At 38.4% G+C, this 19,487-nt stretch carries 22 protein-coding genes; 9 read left to right on the top strand and 13 right to left on the bottom strand.

Annotation, left to right across the window (positions count from 1 at the left end; translation table 11 throughout):
- Positions 1–558, top strand: a complete 558-nt coding sequence (locus SOM16_RS10250; RefSeq protein WP_320463911.1) for a LemA family protein — start codon at positions 1–3, stop codon at positions 556–558.
- A complete protein-coding gene (locus tag SOM16_RS10245; RefSeq protein ID WP_320463910.1) occupies positions 558–1,514 on the top strand; it encodes a DUF3137 domain-containing protein in 957 nt (318 codons plus the stop codon). Before SOM16_RS10250 ends, SOM16_RS10245 begins: the two co-directional genes overlap by 1 nt.
- A gap of 391 nt (positions 1,515–1,905) precedes the next feature.
- On the opposite strand, the gene SOM16_RS10240 is transcribed toward SOM16_RS10245, so the two are convergent.
- The 8 genes from SOM16_RS10240 to gltX form a co-directional block, all read right to left on the bottom strand.
- Positions 1,906–2,271, bottom strand: a complete 366-nt coding sequence (locus SOM16_RS10240) for a response regulator (protein ID WP_320463909.1) — start codon at positions 2,269–2,271, stop codon at positions 1,906–1,908.
- A gap of 30 nt (positions 2,272–2,301) precedes the next feature.
- Positions 2,302–2,889: a chemotaxis protein CheB gene (locus SOM16_RS10235; protein WP_320463908.1), complete on the bottom strand. Its 588-nt coding sequence runs from the start codon at positions 2,887–2,889 to the stop codon at positions 2,302–2,304.
- Positions 2,874–3,692 (bottom strand): protein-glutamate O-methyltransferase CheR, encoded by an 819-nt coding sequence (locus SOM16_RS10230; protein ID WP_320463907.1) that lies wholly within the window; start codon positions 3,690–3,692, stop codon positions 2,874–2,876. The genes SOM16_RS10235 and SOM16_RS10230 overlap by 16 nt, the downstream gene beginning before the upstream one ends.
- Position 3,693: 1 nt before the next feature.
- Positions 3,694–4,065, bottom strand: a complete 372-nt coding sequence (locus tag SOM16_RS10225) for a response regulator (RefSeq protein ID WP_320463906.1) — start codon at positions 4,063–4,065, stop codon at positions 3,694–3,696.
- 14 nt (positions 4,066–4,079) lie between these two features.
- Positions 4,080–7,667, bottom strand: coding sequence for a response regulator (locus SOM16_RS10220; RefSeq protein WP_320463905.1), 3,588 nt, complete (start codon positions 7,665–7,667; stop codon positions 4,080–4,082).
- Positions 7,668–7,685: 18 nt separating this feature from the next.
- The gene (locus SOM16_RS10215; RefSeq protein ID WP_320463904.1) at positions 7,686–8,819 is read right to left on the bottom strand and encodes a hybrid sensor histidine kinase/response regulator; all 1,134 of its coding nucleotides are present in this window, start codon (positions 8,817–8,819) and stop codon (positions 7,686–7,688) included.
- 105 nt (positions 8,820–8,924) lie between these two features.
- On the bottom strand, positions 8,925–9,773 hold the full coding sequence (ypfJ, locus tag SOM16_RS10210) for a KPN_02809 family neutral zinc metallopeptidase (protein ID WP_320463903.1): 849 nt from the start codon (positions 9,771–9,773) through the stop codon (positions 8,925–8,927).
- Positions 9,774–9,924: 151 nt separating this feature from the next.
- The gene (gene gltX, locus SOM16_RS10205) at positions 9,925–11,430 is read right to left on the bottom strand and encodes a glutamate--tRNA ligase (RefSeq protein ID WP_320463902.1); all 1,506 of its coding nucleotides are present in this window, start codon (positions 11,428–11,430) and stop codon (positions 9,925–9,927) included.
- Positions 11,431–11,655: 225 nt separating this feature from the next.
- Between gltX and SOM16_RS10200 the strand changes: the two genes are divergently transcribed.
- From SOM16_RS10200 to SOM16_RS10190, 3 genes are read left to right on the top strand one after another with little or no spacing between them, the layout of a single operon-like run.
- Positions 11,656–12,864 carry a HAMP domain-containing sensor histidine kinase gene (locus SOM16_RS10200; protein ID WP_320463901.1) on the top strand — a complete coding sequence of 403 codons (1,209 nt, stop codon included), beginning with the start codon at positions 11,656–11,658 and terminating at the stop codon, positions 12,862–12,864.
- Positions 12,845–13,354, top strand: a complete 510-nt coding sequence (locus SOM16_RS10195; RefSeq protein WP_320463900.1) for a DinB family protein — start codon at positions 12,845–12,847, stop codon at positions 13,352–13,354. Before SOM16_RS10200 ends, SOM16_RS10195 begins: the two co-directional genes overlap by 20 nt.
- Positions 13,344–13,766 (top strand): hotdog fold thioesterase, encoded by a 423-nt coding sequence (locus SOM16_RS10190; protein ID WP_320463899.1) that lies wholly within the window; start codon positions 13,344–13,346, stop codon positions 13,764–13,766. Before SOM16_RS10195 ends, SOM16_RS10190 begins: the two co-directional genes overlap by 11 nt.
- 49 nt (positions 13,767–13,815) lie before the next feature.
- On the opposite strand, the gene SOM16_RS10185 is transcribed toward SOM16_RS10190, so the two are convergent.
- A complete protein-coding gene (locus SOM16_RS10185; RefSeq protein WP_320463898.1) occupies positions 13,816–14,181 on the bottom strand; it encodes a DUF6249 domain-containing protein in 366 nt (121 codons plus the stop codon).
- A gap of 122 nt (positions 14,182–14,303) precedes the next feature.
- Between SOM16_RS10185 and SOM16_RS10180 the strand changes: the two genes are divergently transcribed.
- The 4 genes from SOM16_RS10180 (at position 14,304) to SOM16_RS10165 (ending at position 16,640) form a co-directional block, all read left to right on the top strand.
- Positions 14,304–14,867, top strand: coding sequence for a Crp/Fnr family transcriptional regulator (locus tag SOM16_RS10180; RefSeq protein WP_320463897.1), 564 nt, complete (start codon positions 14,304–14,306; stop codon positions 14,865–14,867).
- A gap of 68 nt (positions 14,868–14,935) precedes the next feature.
- Positions 14,936–15,256, top strand: a complete 321-nt coding sequence (locus SOM16_RS10175) for a multidrug efflux SMR transporter (protein ID WP_320463896.1) — start codon at positions 14,936–14,938, stop codon at positions 15,254–15,256.
- 314 nt (positions 15,257–15,570) lie between these two features.
- Complete coding sequence (locus SOM16_RS10170; protein ID WP_320463895.1) at positions 15,571–16,152, top strand: sigma-70 family RNA polymerase sigma factor; 582 nt, start codon at positions 15,571–15,573, stop codon at positions 16,150–16,152.
- A complete protein-coding gene (locus tag SOM16_RS10165; RefSeq protein WP_320463894.1) occupies positions 16,149–16,640 on the top strand; it encodes a hypothetical protein in 492 nt (163 codons plus the stop codon). Before SOM16_RS10170 ends, SOM16_RS10165 begins: the two co-directional genes overlap by 4 nt.
- A 90-nt stretch (positions 16,641–16,730) precedes the next feature.
- On the opposite strand, the gene SOM16_RS10160 is transcribed toward SOM16_RS10165, so the two are convergent.
- The 4 genes from SOM16_RS10160 to SOM16_RS10145 form a co-directional block, all read right to left on the bottom strand.
- Positions 16,731–17,258 carry an RBBP9/YdeN family alpha/beta hydrolase gene (locus SOM16_RS10160; protein WP_320463893.1) on the bottom strand — a complete coding sequence of 176 codons (528 nt, stop codon included), beginning with the start codon at positions 17,256–17,258 and terminating at the stop codon, positions 16,731–16,733.
- An 81-nt stretch (positions 17,259–17,339) separates the two neighbouring features.
- Positions 17,340–17,531, bottom strand: coding sequence for a cold-shock protein (locus tag SOM16_RS10155; RefSeq protein ID WP_025141747.1), 192 nt, complete (start codon positions 17,529–17,531; stop codon positions 17,340–17,342).
- A 105-nt stretch (positions 17,532–17,636) separates the two neighbouring features.
- Positions 17,637–18,563 carry a hypothetical protein gene (locus tag SOM16_RS10150; protein ID WP_320463892.1) on the bottom strand — a complete coding sequence of 309 codons (927 nt, stop codon included), beginning with the start codon at positions 18,561–18,563 and terminating at the stop codon, positions 17,637–17,639.
- Positions 18,564–18,577: 14 nt separating this feature from the next.
- The gene (locus tag SOM16_RS10145; protein WP_320463891.1) at positions 18,578–19,444 is read right to left on the bottom strand and encodes a phosphodiester glycosidase family protein; all 867 of its coding nucleotides are present in this window, start codon (positions 19,442–19,444) and stop codon (positions 18,578–18,580) included.
- Between the last annotated feature and the right edge of the window lie 43 nt (positions 19,445–19,487).

Raw genomic sequence — 19,487 nt, 5'->3', positions numbered from 1 at the left:
ATGATTATCGTTTTAATCCTTTTCGGTGCATTATTTCTGTTTGGCATTTTCTTTTATAACGGTTTAATCGGCAAAAGAAACCAGGTTACCAATGCATTTTCGGCCATAGATGTGATGCTTAAAAAACGTTTTGATTTGATTCCAAATCTGGTAGAAGTAGTTAAACAGTATAACACCTACGAACAGGGAACGCTTACTAAAATTGTTGAATTACGCACAAAGGCTACAGCTGGAAATATTTCGGAAGCAGAGAAAGCCACGCTCGATGCGCAATTAAGCAGTAGTGTAAATGGCTTAATGGTTAATGTAGAAAACTACCCGGATTTAAAGGCCAATACCAATTTCATCAACCTACAAACCACCTGGACGGAAAGTGAAGAACAGATTGCTGCCGCCAGAAGAACGTATAATGCAGCTGTTACTGATTACAATAATTCAATTATGATGTTTCCAGGAAGCGTCTTTGCAGGCATGTTAAATTTTCAACCCATTGCAGTTTTAGCTACCGCCGAAGAAGAACGAAAAAACATTAGTGCAAAAACCCTTTTCAATAGTTAATGCAAAACTATCTAAACGGTAATTTGGCTTTGCAGAACACCCTGGCAACAATGGAAGTTGAGCGAAAAAGGGTGGCATCAGTGCAAACTAAAGGCCTTACTTTTATTGGTGTTGGCATTGCAGTCACCATCATCGGATTGCTACTTGGATTGCTTTTCTGGGCAGTACTTGCAGGTTTAATTCCGGTAATATACGGGGTAATTATTTTATTTAAAATCAGTCCGGCAACAAAAGCATATGAACTGGCCTATAAGCAAAATATAATTGGCGAGGCGCTAAAGTTTCTAAATCCGAGCCTAACGATAAGCCCCAGGGATGGAATATCTGAAGCCGAATTTAGGCATGCTCAGCTCTTTACCAAACAGATTGATCGGTATAAAACGGAAGATCTGGTAAGGGGAAAAGCGGATAAAACAAGCTTTTATTTTGCAGAGGTTCATGCCGAACATAAAACTGAACGTGAAACTAAGAATGGTACTGAAACATCCTGGACTGATGTTTTTAGGGGAATCGTTTTTGTTGCAGATTTTAATAAACACCTGGGCAGCATAACAATTGTAAAACCAAAAGACCTTGGAAATACAATCGGCTCCTGGTTTACAAAGAATATTTTCTCTTTCGGAGATAAAGAGGTGATCCAGCTGGAGAATCCCGCTTTCGACCTGACTTTTGTAACTTATGGAAACAATCAGATAGAATCCCGCTACATTTTAACCCCAGCTATGATGGAGCGTATCTTGTATCTAAACGCCAATGCACTCGAAACTATTTCTTTATCTTTTATGGAATCGAGAATGTACATCGCTTTTCCATTAGATAGGAATTATTTCGAGGCTCCTATATTTGAGTCCTTACTTAATCCGGTTTCGCTTAATACAGATATAAATACGATCCGTTTTTTATGTGATATTGTGAAGGAGTTGGATCTAAATACCAGAATCTGGGGCAAGGAATAATTGATTGCTTTTATATATTGGTCATTATGAGTGAGATAAACTTATGATGGTTGATAGATACCAAACATTAGTTAAAGAGGTTGTCCTGCAGATCAAAATGATCATCGCAAATTTACTTCCTGCTTCTGCGGAAATCACCTAAATCTGCGTGAAAATTGTTTCAGTCATGGCGAAACTTAGGTTAGTTGATGAGACTACAAACACTAAGTTAAATACCAGAATCTGGGGTAAGGAATAATCGATTGCTTTTATATATCGGTCATTAGGAATGAGATAAACTTATGATGGTTGATAGATACCAAACTTTAGTTAAAGGAGTTGTCCCGCAGATCAAAATGATCATCGCAAATTTTACTTCTGAGACACTAACCAGGAGAATAATCGGGATTGTTTAGCTTAAATGCTTTTTAACAATGTCTTCCAATGCTGCAATATCGAAAGGTTTAGAAAGGTAGCTATCCGCTCCAGCTTCATCAGCTAATGAAGAAATATCATTATTTGCAGAGAAATAAATCACAGGGATATGCTTTAATGCAGGGTTACCTTTAATGGCACGTGTAGCTTGTATTCCACCCAAATCAGGCAACCAGTTATCCATAAAGATGATATCTGGCATAAATGCCGAAACTTGTTTCTCTATCTCATTTGCACTCTCGGATGTTTTAATTTCATAACCTGCATCCTCTAATATGAATGTACACAGGTCTAAAATATCCCTGTTATCATCAAAAACAAATACTTTTTTCGTACCAGCCATAACACTTTCTCCCGTAGGCAAATCTAACTACTATTTATTAATTAACTCGTTTATAAATGCTGCCATTTTTAAACTATCCAATATCACATCGGGCTTTGCATTATTTAAGGCCTGCTGTGGCATATAGGGCATGATGGCTGTTTGCGGATCTTGTACTACTGCTAAACCACCATATTTTTTTACCGCTAGTAATCCTTCTACTCCATCTGCATTTGACCCTGACAATAGAATACAAACCAATTCATTTTTAAACACCTCTGCGGCAGACTGAAAGGTAACATCAATAGATGGGCGTGAATAATTAACCTTTTCCGAATAATCTAACGAAATGGTGTGGCTATTTTCAATCAGTAAATGGTAATCAGCAGGAACAATATAAACATATCCAGGCAATAATTTCTCTTTTTCTTCAGCCTCTCTAACCATTAAACTCGTTCTATTTTTTAATAGATCGGCCAGTAAGGAGTCATTACCAGCTTTACGGTGGGTAACTATAATAATTGGAAAGTTAATTCGCGTACTTAAATTTGGAAAAATTTCAAGCAGCACATCCAAACTCCCTGCAGAACCACCGATAACTAAGGCACTACATTTGCCGTGAGTTAAAGTTTCCTCCATATTTTTTCACTTTTTACCCGCTTGTAATTCTTTGCATTGGGCCAGAAATCCAAACTTTCTTTACTTCCCAGCGCCAGATAACCAAGATTCTCCAGGCTATTATCAAATAATTGAAAAACTTTGTGTTGCAGGTCCTTATCAAAATAAATTAAGACATTCCTACATAAAATAAGCTGAAATTCATTAAAAGAATGGTCAGAAACTAAATTGTGCGTAGAGAAAATCATTTTACTACTTAGCGCCTCATCGAACTTCGCCAGCGAATAGTTTGCTGCGTAATAAGATGAAAAATCTTTCAGGCCACCAGAATGAACATAGTTTTCGGAGTAACCTTTCAAGTAGTTTAACGGAAAAATTCCCTGTTTTGCTGTTTCCAAAACAGATGGATTAATATCCGTTGCATAAATTAGTGATTTGTTCAGAAGGTTTAATTCTTTGAGCAATATAGCCAGAGAATACGCTTCCTCACCGGTTGAGCATCCTGCCACCCAAATCCTGATGAAAGGGTAAGTGCCTAAAGCGGGTAAAACATCGTTTCGCAAAGATTTATAGAAAGTAGGATCTCTAAACATTTCAGTAACATTTACCGTAATCTCTTCTAAAAATCGCTTAAAATACTTTTTGTCGGTTTTAACGGCATACCTGAATTCTGCGAAACTCACAAAACTATCCAACGTATATAAACGGGTAATGCGCCTTTTTATTGATGCATGAGAATACTCCAGAAAGTCGTATCCATGCGCCTCCAATACATCATTCAGAAGCGTGTCTACCTGTTCATTATCAATTGCGTCAATTATCACTTTATTTTGTTACCTCTTCTATTTGCTGTATTAATTCATCAACATTTATGGGCTTGGATACATAACCTGAAGCACCTGCGCTCAGGCAACGTTCTTTATCACCAACCATGGCCTGTGCAGTTACTGCAAGTACCGGAATATTCTGCATTTTCGGAGATTTCTTCATCGCTGCCATGGCCTGGTAACCGTCCATATCTGGCATCATCATATCCATTAAAACAACAGAAACACCATCTCTTTCTTCCATAATGGCGAAACCATCGCGGGCACTGATCGCTGATAGACACTCAAAACCTTTGGCTTTTAAAACAGCTTTTAAAGCAAAAATGTTTCGGTTATCATCATCTATAACAAGAATAATTTTTTGGGGCATATAAAATAAAAGTACTAAGATTTATAATGATTTTCATAAAGCCAGACCCGTAAAAGCGAAACCAGCTGATCCATATCCACCGGCTTACTGATATAATCGGAAGCACCCGCAGCAATACACTTTTCACGATCGCCCATCATGGCTTTCGCCGTAACGGCTAAAATGGGTAGATCTCGGTATTTAAAATCCTGCCGGATGGCAGAAGTGGTTTCATAACCATCCAGTTCTGGCATCATCATATCCATTAAAACGACATCTACAGATGGATTTTCATCCAATAGCTTCAAAGCTTCTTTGCCATCGGTAGCGGCCAAAACCTTCATTTGATGCTGTTCTAACATTTTCGTTAACGAGAAAATATTCCGTATGTCATCATCCGCAACCAAAACAGTTTTACCTTTCAGTACATCCTGCAGCTCTGAGAATTTTTTAGGTGCTTTTGTTTTTTCCTTGCTTTTTTCTTCTACAAGGTGAAGGAATAAACCCGCTTCATCTAAAATCCGCTGATAAGAGTGGGCTGTTTTAACCACAATCGAATCTGCATATTGCTTAATGCGGTTTTCTTCACCTTTTGATAGGTTCTTTCCTGTAAAAATGATGATTGGAAGGTTTTCAAGCCCCGGTGTTTTTTTAACTACCTCAAGAGTTTCATAAGCGTGTTTATCAGGAATTCCCATATCAAGAATTACACAATTCACATCTGGTTTATGCAGTGCGGAAACACTCTCACCTACCTGGTTCACAATCTCCGTTTGAATATTGAAATTGCTTAAGAAGTAGCTTAAGGCTTTTGCATGTTGCTCGTTTTCTTCTACAATTAATACTTTTTTAGGATGACGGCTTAAGGCATGTTCCAGTTTGGAAAAGATTTCCTGCATGTGTTCAAAAGCGAAAGGCTTATTGATAAAATCTACCGCTCCTTTAAGTAAACTCTCTTTTTTAACCTGAAGAGAAGACATGATATGAACCGGTATCGGGCGTGTATCGGGATCGGATTTTAACTCTTCCATTACCTGCCATCCATCTTTTACAGGCAATTGAATATCGAGTAAAATTGCTATCGGTTTATAAGCCTTAGCCATTTCAATACCAACATCTCCGCGAACGGCAACCAAGCCTTTATAATTTTTTTTCCGCGTAAAGTCCAATAGCGTTTTAGCGAAAGGCGTATCATCTTCAACAATCAAAATTACCTTGTCGCCGCTTTCAATATTATCGCGGTCATCCTCAATTTCCTGAGGAATATTCTCTACGGTTAAGTAGCTTACCTTTGCTACTGGCGCCTCTACCGGCGGTGTGAAAGTTTTTTCAGCCAAAGGAACTGATCCTTCAAAACCTTTATTTTTATCAATAGGTAATGTTAGAGTGAAGATACTCCCTTCGTTTTCTTTGCTCTTTAAATCGATGAAACCCCCTAAAAGTTTTGCCAGCTCTCTACTGATTGACAAACCTAAACCGGTACCGCCAAACTTACGACGGGTAGAGCCATCAGCCTGTTGAAAGGCTTCGAATACCATAGCCTGCTTATCTTGTGCAATACCTACACCAGTATCAGTGACCTCAAAAATCAGGGCATGAAGTTTTTCATTCTTACTGATATTTAATTTTACTGAACCGTTTGATGTAAACTTGATTGCATTTGAAAGCAGGTTTTTAAGAATTTGCTCTAAACGCATTTTATCAGTATGGAAATACTCCGGAACATCTTCTGCTTTGCCGATTACCAATTCCAGGGCTTTCTCTTTTGCTAAGGGGTTAAACAGCGATCGCATATTTAAGGCAATATCACTTACCTTAACATTGGTGCGATCTAGCTCCATTTTACCAGCCTCAATTTTAGATAAATCCAAAATCTCATCAATTAAACTTAACAAACCTTGTCCTGAACTTTGAATCACCTCAGCATATTCCTGGTGTTCTTTATCCATTTCCTCATTCTCTGCCATTAACCTCGAAAGCAGTAAAATGGAATTTAACGGGGTTCTTAACTCATGAGACATGTTAGCCAGGAATTCTGACTTATAACGGGTACTTAACTCCAGTGCTTCCGCTTTTTGCTGTATTTCAGCATTTCTCTCCTCTATCAGTTCATTCTTTTCTTCCAGCAAGCTGCTTCTTTCCTCAAGTTCCTGATTACTTTGTAAAAGTTCTTCCTGTTGAACACGCAGTTCCTCTTCCGAAGCCTGCAGCTTCTGTGCTTGTGCTTCAAGCTCAGCATTCATGCCTTCCAGTTCGTTATGCTGCACTTGCAACTCTTCAGATTGCGCTTGTGTTTCTTCTAACAATTGCTGTAATTTCTGCCTGTTTTGGGCGCCTAGCAATGCTGTACCCACATCAGATAAAACAAGGTTCAGGAAATGTAACTGAAGATCAGATAAAGGTTTAACTGTACCGATTTCTAAACCACCGATAGATATTCCATTTCTAATAATAGGCAATACAATTAGCTGAGAGGGTTTTATATTTCCTGTTGCATGGGTAATGGTAAGTCCGTTTTGAGGTACATCATCTAAAATGATATTTTTTCCAGATTTTACGGCCTGTCCAATTAATCCCTGGCCTAATTCAATAACTGGCACCAGGTTTTGTCCTTCTAAAGCATATTTACCTTTTAGATGCAGGTATCCATCATCCTTAAATAGGTAAACCGCTCCAATCTGGCTTTTTGTATAGGTAACCAGAAACTCAATAATATCATCTGCCAGATGAAAAACATCTTTCTCCCCAACCATTTTCATGTTCAGATTGGCAACACCAGTTTGAATCCATTCATTCTCTTCAAGTGTATCAAAAGATTTTTTCAATGAGGCCGACATTTCATTTAATGATCCTGAAAGTTCACCTATATCATCACGTGCTTGTATATCTAAAGTAACGCCATAATTGCCGGTTGAGATTTGATGCGCAATCTCCTTTATGGCGATAATACGTTTCTCCATTTCCGCTTTCTTATCCTCAATCTCTTGCTGAAGTTTAACCCGCTCATCAAAGTCGACGGATACCTTCCGATAGAAAAACAGCGTAATCAAAATAGCCAGAAATGCAGCTACCATGATCAAAATTGGTGTGTATGACGTTAATTTGTTTAGCTCTTGCGTACGCTCGTCTAACAATCTTCGCTCTTCCTTCACCATTTTGTTTACTGCGGCGCGAGCTTGATCCATATATGTTTTTCCCTGCAGAAGAACTGTCGGGTCAATTCGTCCACCAAGCGTTTTAATTTCGATTGTGGAAGTGATAATGCTTAAACGCTTTACCAGGATTTCTCTTAATTCAGCAATGGTTTTCTGCTGTGAAGGATTATCAAGCGTAGCTGTTGAAATGGTATCAATTGTTCTAAGCGCCAGATCGGTAGCACCATTATACGGCTCCAGAAATAATTTATTCCCGGTTAAGAGGTAACCTCTTTGTCCGGTTTCTGCATCTTTTAAGGTTGATATTACGCCTTCTAAATTCAGGATCACCTGATCACTGTGCTTAACTAATTCTGTACTTCTGATCAGGTTACGAATGCTTACATAAGAGGCCAGCGAGCTGATAAAAAGAATAATAAGCGATAAGCCTAAGCCTAAACGTAGATTATTTTTCAGGGTGGTTTTCATGAATATATTTTTGAGATCTTAGATTTGATTGCTGGGTACCTGTTCTTCGGTAATGGGAATGATAAAATAGAACTCTGAACCTTCATCGGGCACACTATTTACGCCAATAGTTCCGCCATGCCTGTTAATAATTTCAGAACAAATGTATAGCCCGATACCTAACCCATTGAAACGATTGCTATGTTCTTCTACCCGGTAAAATTTATCGAATATTTTTGCCTGCTGCTCTGAAGAAATGCCGATTCCAAAATCTTTAACGGCCAGGTATAGTTTGCCATCTTTAATATTGATGGTTACATTAACCTGATTGGTTCCGGGGGCGTATTTAATGGCATTGGTAATGAAATTGATAACCACCTGCTCCAGGCGCATTTCGTCACCGTAAATGTTTTCATTCGTTTTTCCAAGCTTGTTAATGGTAAAACCAGGATTAGATTGCTGCAACATTTCAATGGCATTGTTTACCATATTATCGGCACAGAAATATTGCATGTTAAACTTCATTTTTCCACTTTCAATTTTGGAAATATCAAGTAAATCAACAATCAGCTCATTCAGTTTTTCCAATTGAACACTGGCTTTGGCCAAGTGGTTTTGCGCCATTGTTTTATCATCCTTATTTAAACTCCGCTGAAGCAATTGGATATAACCCTTTACACTGGTTAAAGGTGTTTTTAATTCATGACTGGCAATACTGATAAATTCGTCCTTTTTATTTTCGGCTTGTTTACGAAATTCAATTTCTTCTAAAAGCTTCTCCTGTACTTCGTTTAGCTTTCTACTTTGCTCATAAATGCGGTAAAAGGTTTTGATTTTAAGAAGCAGGACATTAATATCTACAGGTTTGGTAATATAATCCAGGCCACCGCTTAGGTAACCTTTTGTAATAAACTTAAGTTCTGTATTTACGGCGGAGAGAAAAATAATAGCGGTGTCTTTAGCCTTGCTGAAACCAGAGATGGCCTCTGCAACTTCAAAACCATCCATATCAGGCATCTGAACATCAAGAATGATCAGAACATAATTGTTTTTTAAAACTTTTTTCAGGGCATCTTCTCCTGAAGATGCAGTATCGACCTCAAAATTGTGCGCTTGGAGTACTTTCTGTAACGAAATCAGGTTTTCAGGCCTGTCATCAACTATAAGGATCATCTTTTATTATACAAGTAAGAAGCTTAAGACAATTATGTTTGGTTCAGATACGAAATATCTTAAAATGTAAATGAACAAACAGACATTTGAAAATGTTTTAATTTTTTACAAATCACCGGAGGTAAAAGTATCACCTTGTTTAAAATCACCGGTATCAAACCCTTTTTTAAACCAGAACATCCGCTGTTGTGATGTGCCATGGGTAAAAGAATCTGGCTGCACGTCGCCTGTAGCTTGCTTTTGCAGTTTATCATCTCCAATGGCGTTAGCAGCAGTTAATGCTTCTTCAATATCACCCTCCTCCAGTTTAAAATCTTTCAGGTTCTGAGCATGATGTGCCCAAAGGCCAGCGAAAAAATCCGCTTGTAATTCTAATTTAACAGACAATCTATTGTATTCTTTTTCGCTTACCTTGCCGCGGGCCTGGTCCAGTTTTTCGGAGATGCCTAAAACATTCTGAACGTGATGACCAACTTCGTGCGCAATTACATAAGCCTGAGCAAAATCTCCGGCGGCACCGAAACGGTTTTTCAAATCATCATAAAATGACAGATCAATATAAACCTTATGATCTCCCGGGCAATAGAAAGGGCCTACATCGGCACTGGCATTTCCACACGCGGTTTGCACGCCATCTCTGAATAGTACAAGTTTAGGGTTTTCATATGTTTCACCCATTTTTTGAAATTCCTGCTCCCAAACCTCATAAGTAGACTGAAGAACATTAGATACAAAACGGCCTTGCTCATCTTCAGGAACACCCATTTTCCCTTCAGTTTGTGCTCCACCAGTATTTCCCGGCGTCTGGCCTACCAATCCGGTTAAATCTTTACCAAAGATTAGTCCCAGAACAACAACAATAATTCCGACGCCACCGCCTAAAATTGTCCGGCCGCCTCCTCCACTACTTCTTCTATCTTCTACGTCGCCGCTACCTTTACCAAACCACTGCATAATTTATTTTTTTATTTGTATGAATAACCTGATTACCGAAAAATAGTTATGCTAAAGTAGAAAATATTTTACGCAATCTGTTTCCGCAATAAGTTAGCTGTAAAAAGGGCCATGCTACGTATGCTGGCCCTTCTAATTTTTTATTTAATAACTAAGCGTTAAAAGCTTCAATCGCCTTAGCTATTCTTGATTTTGTTTCCGCTAATCCTAATAAAATGGCAATATCAAAAACACCCGGACCAAATTTACCGCCCACCAACATGATTCTGAATGGTAACATGAGCTCTCCAGGTTTAAAACCTTTCTCTGCTGCCAGCGCTTTAAAAGCCTCTTCTGCTGTAATAGCATCCGTTAATGATAAACTTTCGGAGTAAGCATTAAAAAATGCGGCTTTCTCTTCTGTCCATTTTGGTTTAACAGAAGCCACATCATAGGCTTTAGGGCTTGTAAAAAAGTAGCCACTTTGTGCCACAAAATCTGGCAAAAGTGTACAACGATCTTTAATTAAATCGATAATGGTATTTAAAAAGCTTTCATCGTTTATTTCTATACCTGCTTTTTGCAATTCATTTATAACGCTTGGCGCCAAACCCGCAGCGCTTTGCACTTTAATCCATTCATGATTGTACCATTTAGCTTTCTCAAAATCAAATTTTGCTCCAGCCTTACTAATTCGCTCAATAGAAAACTTTTCTTCCAGTTCTTTTAATGAGAATAACTCCTGATCTGTTCCATCGTTCCAGCCCAATAAGGCCAGCATATTTACAAAAGCTTCCGGTAAGAATCCCATCTCTTTAAATCCATTGGTAACATGACCTGCTGGATCTGTCCAATTCATGGCATACACCGGAAATCCTAAACGGTCTCCATCGCGTTTGCTTAATTTACCGTGCCCGTCTGGTTTTAAAATTAAAGGTAAGTGTGCCCAAGCGGGCATATCAGTTTCCCAACCTAAATATTTCCATAACAGGATATGCGTTGGTGCAGATGGCAACCATTCTTCTCCACGGAAGGCATGTGTAATTTCCATGGCTTTATCATCTACCACAACGGCTAAATGGTAAGTTGGCATTCCATCGGCTTTTAATAAGACTTTATCATCTACCAATGAAGTTTCAAAGCTTACGTCGCCACGAATTAAATCATTGAAATGTACAATCTCATCTTCAGGAACTTTAATGCGGATCACATGAGGTGTTTTTGCTGCCAGCAAATCTTCTACCTCACTAATGGTTAAGGTTAAAGAGTTCCGCATTTGCATCCGTGTAGCTTGTCCGTATTGAAAGTTTGGAATTTCCTTCCGCTTAGCGTCTAGTTCTTCTGGTGTATCAAAAGCGTAATAGGCATAACCATCGCTAATAAGCTGCTCGGCAAACTTTCTATAACTTGGTTTGCGTTCGCTCTGGCGATAAGGGCCGTAGTTACCGGGGTTAGCCGGGCTTTCATCAGGCGTAATGCCACACCAGTTTAAACAATCTACAATATATTCTTCTGCTCCTGCTACAAAACGGTTCTGATCGGTATCTTCAACACGCAAAACGAAGGTTCCATTGTTTTTTTTGGCAAACAAATAATTGAATAAAGCCGTACGAACACCACCTAAATGTAGTCCTCCGGTTGGGCTTGGGGCAAATCTTACTCTAACTTTCTTATCCATAATTAAGCAAAGAGCAGGGAGTTGAGGGCGAAGGTATGGTGCAATCCATGCCTGAAGCGCTATGCACTATGCTCGCCACAAAGATATGTTTTTCCTCCATTTTATAGGGTTTCCATCGGTGATGAATCTATTCTCCTTTCTATAATGTTACGGCATCGTTTTTGAAAAAGCATAATGGTTTTCTGTTTTTTTCGTTTTGTTTATTGTAATTTGGCTACCCAAAGCATGAATCCTTATCAAAAGAAACGCCGCTGGAAGTTTTTCCTTCTCATTTTCGCCATCTTAATTGGCATTGCATCAGTATTTTACACCGATTCTTTTGTTAAAAAAATGGAACGCGAAGAAGCTGATCAATTTCACCTTTGGGTAAAAATTCAGGAACGGGCCATGTTTTTATACGATAATGATGATTATCGGGTGGTGGTAGAAACCGTAAGGCAAAACACCAAAACGCCGGTGATTATGGTCGATTCTTCTGGAGTAATCAGTTCCTTTTTTGGATTGGACAGTACCAAAACCAATTATCCCATTGCCGATACCAAGCTAACCTACGATAGTGTTTACTTTGTTCGCCAGTTGAGACAAATGAAGGCACAGCATCCGCCAGATGAAATGAATATTTTCGGGAAGAAGTTTAAAGCCTATTACCGCGATTCATTCGTGCTTACCCAACTTCGCTATTTCCCATACATCCAAATGACCGTTATTTTCCTTTTCCTACTAACGGCTTATGCGGCATTTAGTTCTGCAAGAAGAGATGAGCAGGATCATGTGTGGGTTGGTTTGGCCAAAGAAACTGCCCACCAGTTGGGTACACCCATATCTTCGTTAATGGCCTGGACAGAACTGATGAAATCCAAATTTGATGCGGAAGATGATCCATTAATTGCAGAGATGGAGAATGATATTAAACGCCTGGAAATTATTGCCGATCGTTTTTCGAAAATTGGCTCTAAACCCATTTTGGAAGATCATACCGTATACATTGTGATCAGTGATTTTGTCAGGTACTTTAAGGTGAGGACATCCGATAAAGTGAAATTCAGCATTTCGGGAGATGAACAGGTAAGGGCATTATTGAACGTTCCGCTATTTGACTGGGTGATCGAAAACCTACTTAAAAATGCTGCAAATGCGATTGAAAATGAAGGGTCGATATCTATTAACATCATAGAAAACTTAGCGAAAGAACAGGTTTTTATCGATGTAACGGATACTGGAAAAGGGATTCCGAGATCAAAGTTTGATGCCGTTTTCCAACCGGGCTACACCACCAGAAAACGTGGTTGGGGATTAGGCCTTTCACTTACCAAGCGCATCGTGGAGAACTACCACAGCGGAGAAATTTTTGTGAAAGAATCTGAAGTAGGTAAGGGAACAACTTTTAGAATAATATTAAAAAGCAGCTTAAGATATGAACCGACCACAGCCTAACGAGTACCCGATATGGGCAGAAGCCTACATTAGCAAAGTAAATCAGGATATTTTTGAAATACTGGAAGAACAGGTTTTTAGCCTCCCGGCTTTGTTTGAAAGAAATAGAGATAAAGAAAACTTTGCTTACGCAGAAAACAAGTGGACACTAAAAGAAATGCTTGGCCATATTATCGATTGCGAGCGTGTTTTTGCTTACCGCATTACCTGCTTCGCCAGAAATGAACAACAGCATTTACCAGGTTTTGATGAGAATGATTACGTTTCAAATGCCCGTTTCAGCGAACGCAATTATGAAGATATGATCGAAGAATTTGCCGCACTCCGAAAAGCAAATCTTTATCTTTACCGGAGTTTAAATGATGATGAAATTAATCGGGCAGGAACGGCATCTGGCAGAGCGATTAATGTAAAATCTATTTTATTTGTTGCAGCCGGACATATTATGCATCATTTTGGAATATTAAAGGAACGATACGATGTGGTTTAAAACGTTTACTGTAGAAGAATTAAATAGTCGTCCTAAAAACCATATTGGCGCACTGCTCGGTATTGAATTTACGGAAATTGGTGCCGATTTCATCAAGGGTACCATGCCTGTAGATGAACGCACCCACCAACCAGCTGGCATTTTACATGGTGGCGCCTCTGTGGTTTTAGCTGAAACCCTTGGAAGCATTGCTTCTTACATGTGTATTGACCCTGAAAAATATGTTGCAGTTGGTTTAGAAGTGAATGCAAACCACCTCCGTCCGGTAAAAAGCGGGCTGGTAACGGGGATTTGTACAATTATTCACCGCGGTGCAAAAACCCACATCTGGGATATTAAATTGTATGATGACCGGGGAAAAATGAGTTGCATCAGCCGGTTAACAGTTGCAGTGATTAATAAACCACAATAAAAAATCGCTGCCTGCAAATTGCAAACAGCGATTTTAAATTCATTAGTGTTTATTTTAAAGCTTCGTTGTCAATTGCTTTTTTCTCGATGATGAAAGAAGTGATCAATCCGAGCCCACCAAAAATTCCTATAAAACCAAAGTAAATCGCAGCTGCCTGGCCTTCTTCAGTATGGGTCATATTCGGGCCAAAAACACCTTTTACAGTGAATAGCGCTACTAAGAGGCCAATTCCTAAACCAACCATCAATAAACCGAACTTTAAACTTAAATAAGGTCTTGGTGCAGATCTGGAAACACCGGGATGAATGCCACGTTCGATCATGGCCATTTTTTCTTTGTTTGATAAATAACGAATTCCGAAAACCATTGCGAATGTGCCCAGGAATATTGACATTGGGACTAATACTGCTTCCATAATAATATTTTTTTGTTTTAATTTATTTTCTGTTGTTTTGAACCGTGTTCTGTGTATTATGACTACAACATTTTGAAACAGGTTACACCTTGCCGGGAAAAAAATTAATAGCTTTATAAATCTTGCAGCATCAGCTAAAACATATCGACATTTTCAGATCGCTCAGCGATGAAGCCTTATTGGCCGTTTCCAATCACAGTCAGGAAATGAGTTATCCTAAAGGCACCATTCTGATTCGGGCTGATAAAATAGAACCTTATTTTTATATTCTTAAGAGCGGCATTGCCAGGGCTTATTCTGATGGCGAAAATCAACAGATTAACTTTTGGTTTGGAGAAAGCGGAAGTGTGTTATTTTCCTTTAATAGCTACATTAATGATAAACCAGGCTATGAAAACATTGAGCTTTTAGAGGATTGTGTATTGATCCGAATTCGGCTCATCGATTTATTTAACTTATACCAGGCAAATATTGAACTTGCGAACTGGGGTAGAAAAATGGCTGAACGGGAACTAATTGCAACAGAAAGGCGACTAATTGACCGATCGTTTAAGGGGGCGGCAGAACGTTATCAGGAATTTACAGATCAGTCGCCAGCATTGCTCAAACGGGTTGCATTGAAGCATATCGCTTCTTATTTAGGCGTTACCCAGGTTACTTTAAGTAGAATAAGAGCTGGCAAATAATTCATTTTTTAACAAATGTAAAATGTGAGCTAAATAGGGCTTGGTACCTTTGCAGAAACACATTTTGTATGAACTGGATTATTTTAATTGTTGCCGGGCTTTTCGAAGTTGGCTTTACCACTTGTTTGCAACTGTCTAAAAACTTCACCAATATTAAATGGACTGCTGCTTTTGTTGTTTGTATTGCATTAAGCTTTTTACTTTTGAATAAGGCTACGCAAACGCTTCCAATGGGAACTGCTTATGCTGTGTGGACGGGAATTGGTGCTGTTGGAACCGTAATCGTTGGAATCCTATATTTTAATGAGCCGGCTACTTTCTGGCGAATATTTTTTATCTGTACATTGATTGGATCTATTGCGGGGTTAAAGTTTTTTGCAGCGCATTAATATTATAGTGTGTTTTAGCTGCGCATTTTTTCCATTAATCTGTTGGGGAGAAATGGAGATTTTAATTATTAAAGGCCTGGCTTAAAATGGTCCAGCCGATTCCGGGAATTCCGGAGATTGGAATCCCAAAACTTAGGTCATTTTAGATTTGCGTACCTTTCTTTTAGATCTGAGAGCAATATTAACCCCATCCCATACGCACGAGCAGCATCGTATGGGTTAAAGCAATCTTTTTAAACTAAAACGATTTCATTATTTTTTTAAAATAAATTTTCTGTAACCTCCATCGCGCAAGTGTAGTCTTATGGCTAAACATGGAGCAAACAAATACAGATTTAATGCTGATCGAAAGAGTATTGAACGGGCATACCGATCAATATTCTACGTTGGTTAAACGCCATCAGCGATTTGTATTTACACTGGCCCTTCGTTTCGCTAAAAACAGAGAAGATGCAGAGGAGATTGCTCAAGATTGTTTCGTAAAGGCCTACAAAGCACTTGGAACATTTAAACAAACTTCGAAGTTTAGTACCTGGCTTTATACCATTACTTACACTACAGCCATGACTTTCCTGAGAAAAAAACGATTGGATACCTTATCTATTAGTGACGATGAAACTTTCATTCAATTGGAAAACCATACCTCTGCATTTATGGCGAATAGCTATGAGAAAAAAGATAGTTATAAATTTTTAAATGAAGCAATTACTCAGCTATCGACAGACGATGCTGCAATTATTACGCTTTTTTATCAGGGGGAGCAAAGTTTGGAAGAAATTGGTACAACCCTGGGCATGGCTCCAAATACTATAAAAGTGAAATTACACCGGGCCAGGCAACGGTTAAAAGAAAAATTACAATATTTGTTAAAGGATGAAGCAAAGGAGCTGTTATGAATACGATAGAACAACAACTTTGGGATTACATTGATGGAAATCTAGATGCAGCCCAGCAGAAAATTATTCAGGAAAAGATTAATAACGACGCAGAAGTGAATCTTTTGTATGAAGAATTATTAAACCTTAATCTTTCTTTCACCGAGTTGGATTTGGAAGAACCATCCATGTCTTTCACCAGAAATATAATGGACAGCATTACCTCGGAGCCAACCCCGGTAGCCCTCAAAACAAAGGTTAATATTTATATTGTTTATGGTATTGGCGGGTGTTTTTTAGCGGCTATTTTGGCCTTATTTGGCTATGTTTTCTATTCTTCCAACCTTCAATTTTCAAGTTTCGACACTAAGATTAACCTTAATATAGACTGGAACGAGTTAATTAGCCCATTCACCATTTATGCATTCTTATTTATTGATTTAGTTATTGGGTTGGTATTTCTGGATCATTTATTAAGGAAAAAAGCAACTCATAAATCCTGGAAGTAGACATCGGATGAATATTGGCCCATGCTTAGATTCATCTGATCACTACGATATACCAACGCTACCGCTTAATCAGATGGATATATGACTGTTTTAATCCAAACTTTTTAAAATTTCCAATCCTTCATCCCATTTCCCAAAACCGGAAGCGGCATTAATATGACCTGCTTCACCGATATTGATCAACTCACTTTCCCAATTCGCGGCAAAAAACATAGCCCTTTCTATGCTTACCCATTCATCATTTGTACTGGCTACTACAATGGTTTTGAAATTGATTTTATCTAACGGAACATGATCGAAACCTACTGTTGGAAAAGTGTAGCGAGGTGCTTCCAAATCACTTGGCGCCACCAGTAAGGCGCCTTTAATTATTTTTTGCGAGTGTTTAGCCCAATTGGCAATTGCTGTACAACCTAAACTATGGCCTATTAGTATTACGGTAGAGAAATCATAACCAGAGAGCGCCTCATCAATGTTTTTAACCCAATCAGCACTGGCTGGCGTATCCCAATCTTTTTGATTAATTCTGATGAAATTTTGACCTGAGTTTTCAAAATATGTTTGCCAGTGATCCGGGCCTGAATTACCCAAGCCAGGTACGATAAAGTAATTTGTCATTCGTAAAAATTAATCAATAAAAATTTGGCAATAAAAAAGCCCCGACTGTGATCGAGGCCCCTTTGTAAATATGATAATAAATTAAATTACTTTCACATTAACGGCATTTAAGCCTTTTTTACCGTTAGCAACTTCGTACTGTACTTTGTCGTTTTCACGGATTTCGTCGATAAGACCTGTTGAATGAACAAAAATTTCGCTATCGCCGTTAGCAGGTACGATAAAGCCAAAACCTTTAGTTACATTGAAGAATTTTACTGTGCCTTCTTGCATTGTATTAAATATTAAAATTAAGTCTGCAAGGTAAGTTTTAATTTTTAAAATCAAAATATATTTTAACATTTTTTTAACGGTTAAAAAAATGTAAACATCAGATTACTAAGGGCTTTTAATTGCCTTCCCAACAATCATCACGGTAATTTCGCTATTATGCGGAATTCCAAGTGTTGTTCCGGGGATTACATTAAAAAGGTTTCTGATATAAATATCTGCTACCCCTTGCATCATCCTTTTTTTACCTTCTGCAGCTTCTGGCAATACGCCATTTACGGTCAAAATTTTCATATTTCCGGTATAATCTACCACTGCTAAACATTCATATGCAAAGTCTTTATATGCCCTCTGAATCTCGATCCGGTATTTAGGAAACATATAATCGTAAGCTGAGGTTCTCTTTTGCAGTTTATCAACAGAACTAAACTTTTCTGCCTTTACAATTTTGCTCTTCGGAATAAATTGTACAGGCACTCTGGCGGCAAAAGCAGCAGTATCTGTTCGGTTAACTTCGGCAGATCGTTTTTTGATAAATAACGTATCTGCCTTTGTTGGTCTTTGCAAAACAGATGCTGTTGTTTTCAACTTATTTTTAATGTAGGTCTGCGCATAAAACGTCATGTTTACATCCGAACGGATATCATCGGCAATTACTTTTCCATCTACCTGGATGCGTTGAAAAACCAAACTATCTTTGCTAATGTGTTTAACCTTAAAGAATTCTTCGGCAAAGTTGTATACATTGCCGTGATCATATTGCAGGTAAAACTTTTGCATAATTTGTTTTTGCGGGCTCCAGGCCATCATGGTATCTTCTGCGGCCACTTCAATAATCCAGGAAGGTTCCTGCATAAAACCATCTTTATTAAAAGATATATTGTTGCTGAAACGACGCTTCACTTCTTCATAACGAATCCCTTTTACAGGTGCAAAGGTAAAGTCACGTAAGGTAGCATCATTCTTTTTCGACTTTGAATTACATGCAGACAGCATGAGTACGATAAAAAAGAGTCTGAAAATATTTTTAATCATTGGCACTAAAATAATTATTTCTTTTTAACCAGCACCACATTGGCTACTTTACGCTCACCATTGTGGTCCCATTTTTTATTATCTGTGGGATAATTAATCACGCCATTATCGGGCATTCCTTCAATCCATAAGGTTGTCGAGCCTCCACCATCAAAGTTAATGGCGCTTGTACAACCCAGCCAGTTCATCAACTTTGTTAATTCTGGCAAACTCAATCCGGCAGAATTTTCGTTTCTCCCATCAACCGTTAATAAGATTACCCTGCCATTTGGTTTAATACCCAGACAGGTTCTCGGATGGCGAAGGCGAGTGAAAGAAGTAGTATCTAAATTTTCATTCTGCTCGTTATAAGTTAATAACGGCCCATTAAGTAAAACATTTTCTTCGCGGAGTTTTGTTTCCCAATCCGCCGTTCCATCCCATTTTTTAATTGCAATTTTGCCCTTCTCTATAACCACAGCTGCTTGCTGATGTTTTGCCCGGTTATTGTTTTTATCCAGTCGATTGGTATTAGTTACTTTTCCATTTACCCGAACATAATCAACAGAACCGCCATCTTTCACATCAAAGAAATTGCCATTTAGCGCGACTATTGCAGCTTCTCTTTTGCCAAAATCGCTGGTTTTGATCAATTCCTTCTCTTCAGCACCTAAAGCAAAAACAGCTTTTCTTCCTGAATTTTCAACTTCAATAAATGAGATGTTTTCATTTGCTCCGAATAGGTTATTCTTATTAAAATGATGGCGAAACAGCTTTACCTGCCGGGCAATTTTGGTTTTCTGCCATCTGGTTTTCACTACGCTAACCGAATCTGCATTTTGTGCAAACCCCGGGATTAAGTAAAGCGATAATAAGATAGTGATTAATCGTTTTTTAAACATCAGCACTCAATTTGCTATAAAACTAAATCTTTGTTTTAAACTT

It is taken from the genome of Pedobacter sp. CFBP9032 (assembly GCF_034045265.1).
Lineage (GTDB): Bacteria > Bacteroidota > Bacteroidia > Sphingobacteriales > Sphingobacteriaceae > Pedobacter.
The sequence above is the reverse complement of the archived record's forward strand: the minus strand, read 5'-3'. Positions and strand labels throughout refer to the sequence as shown.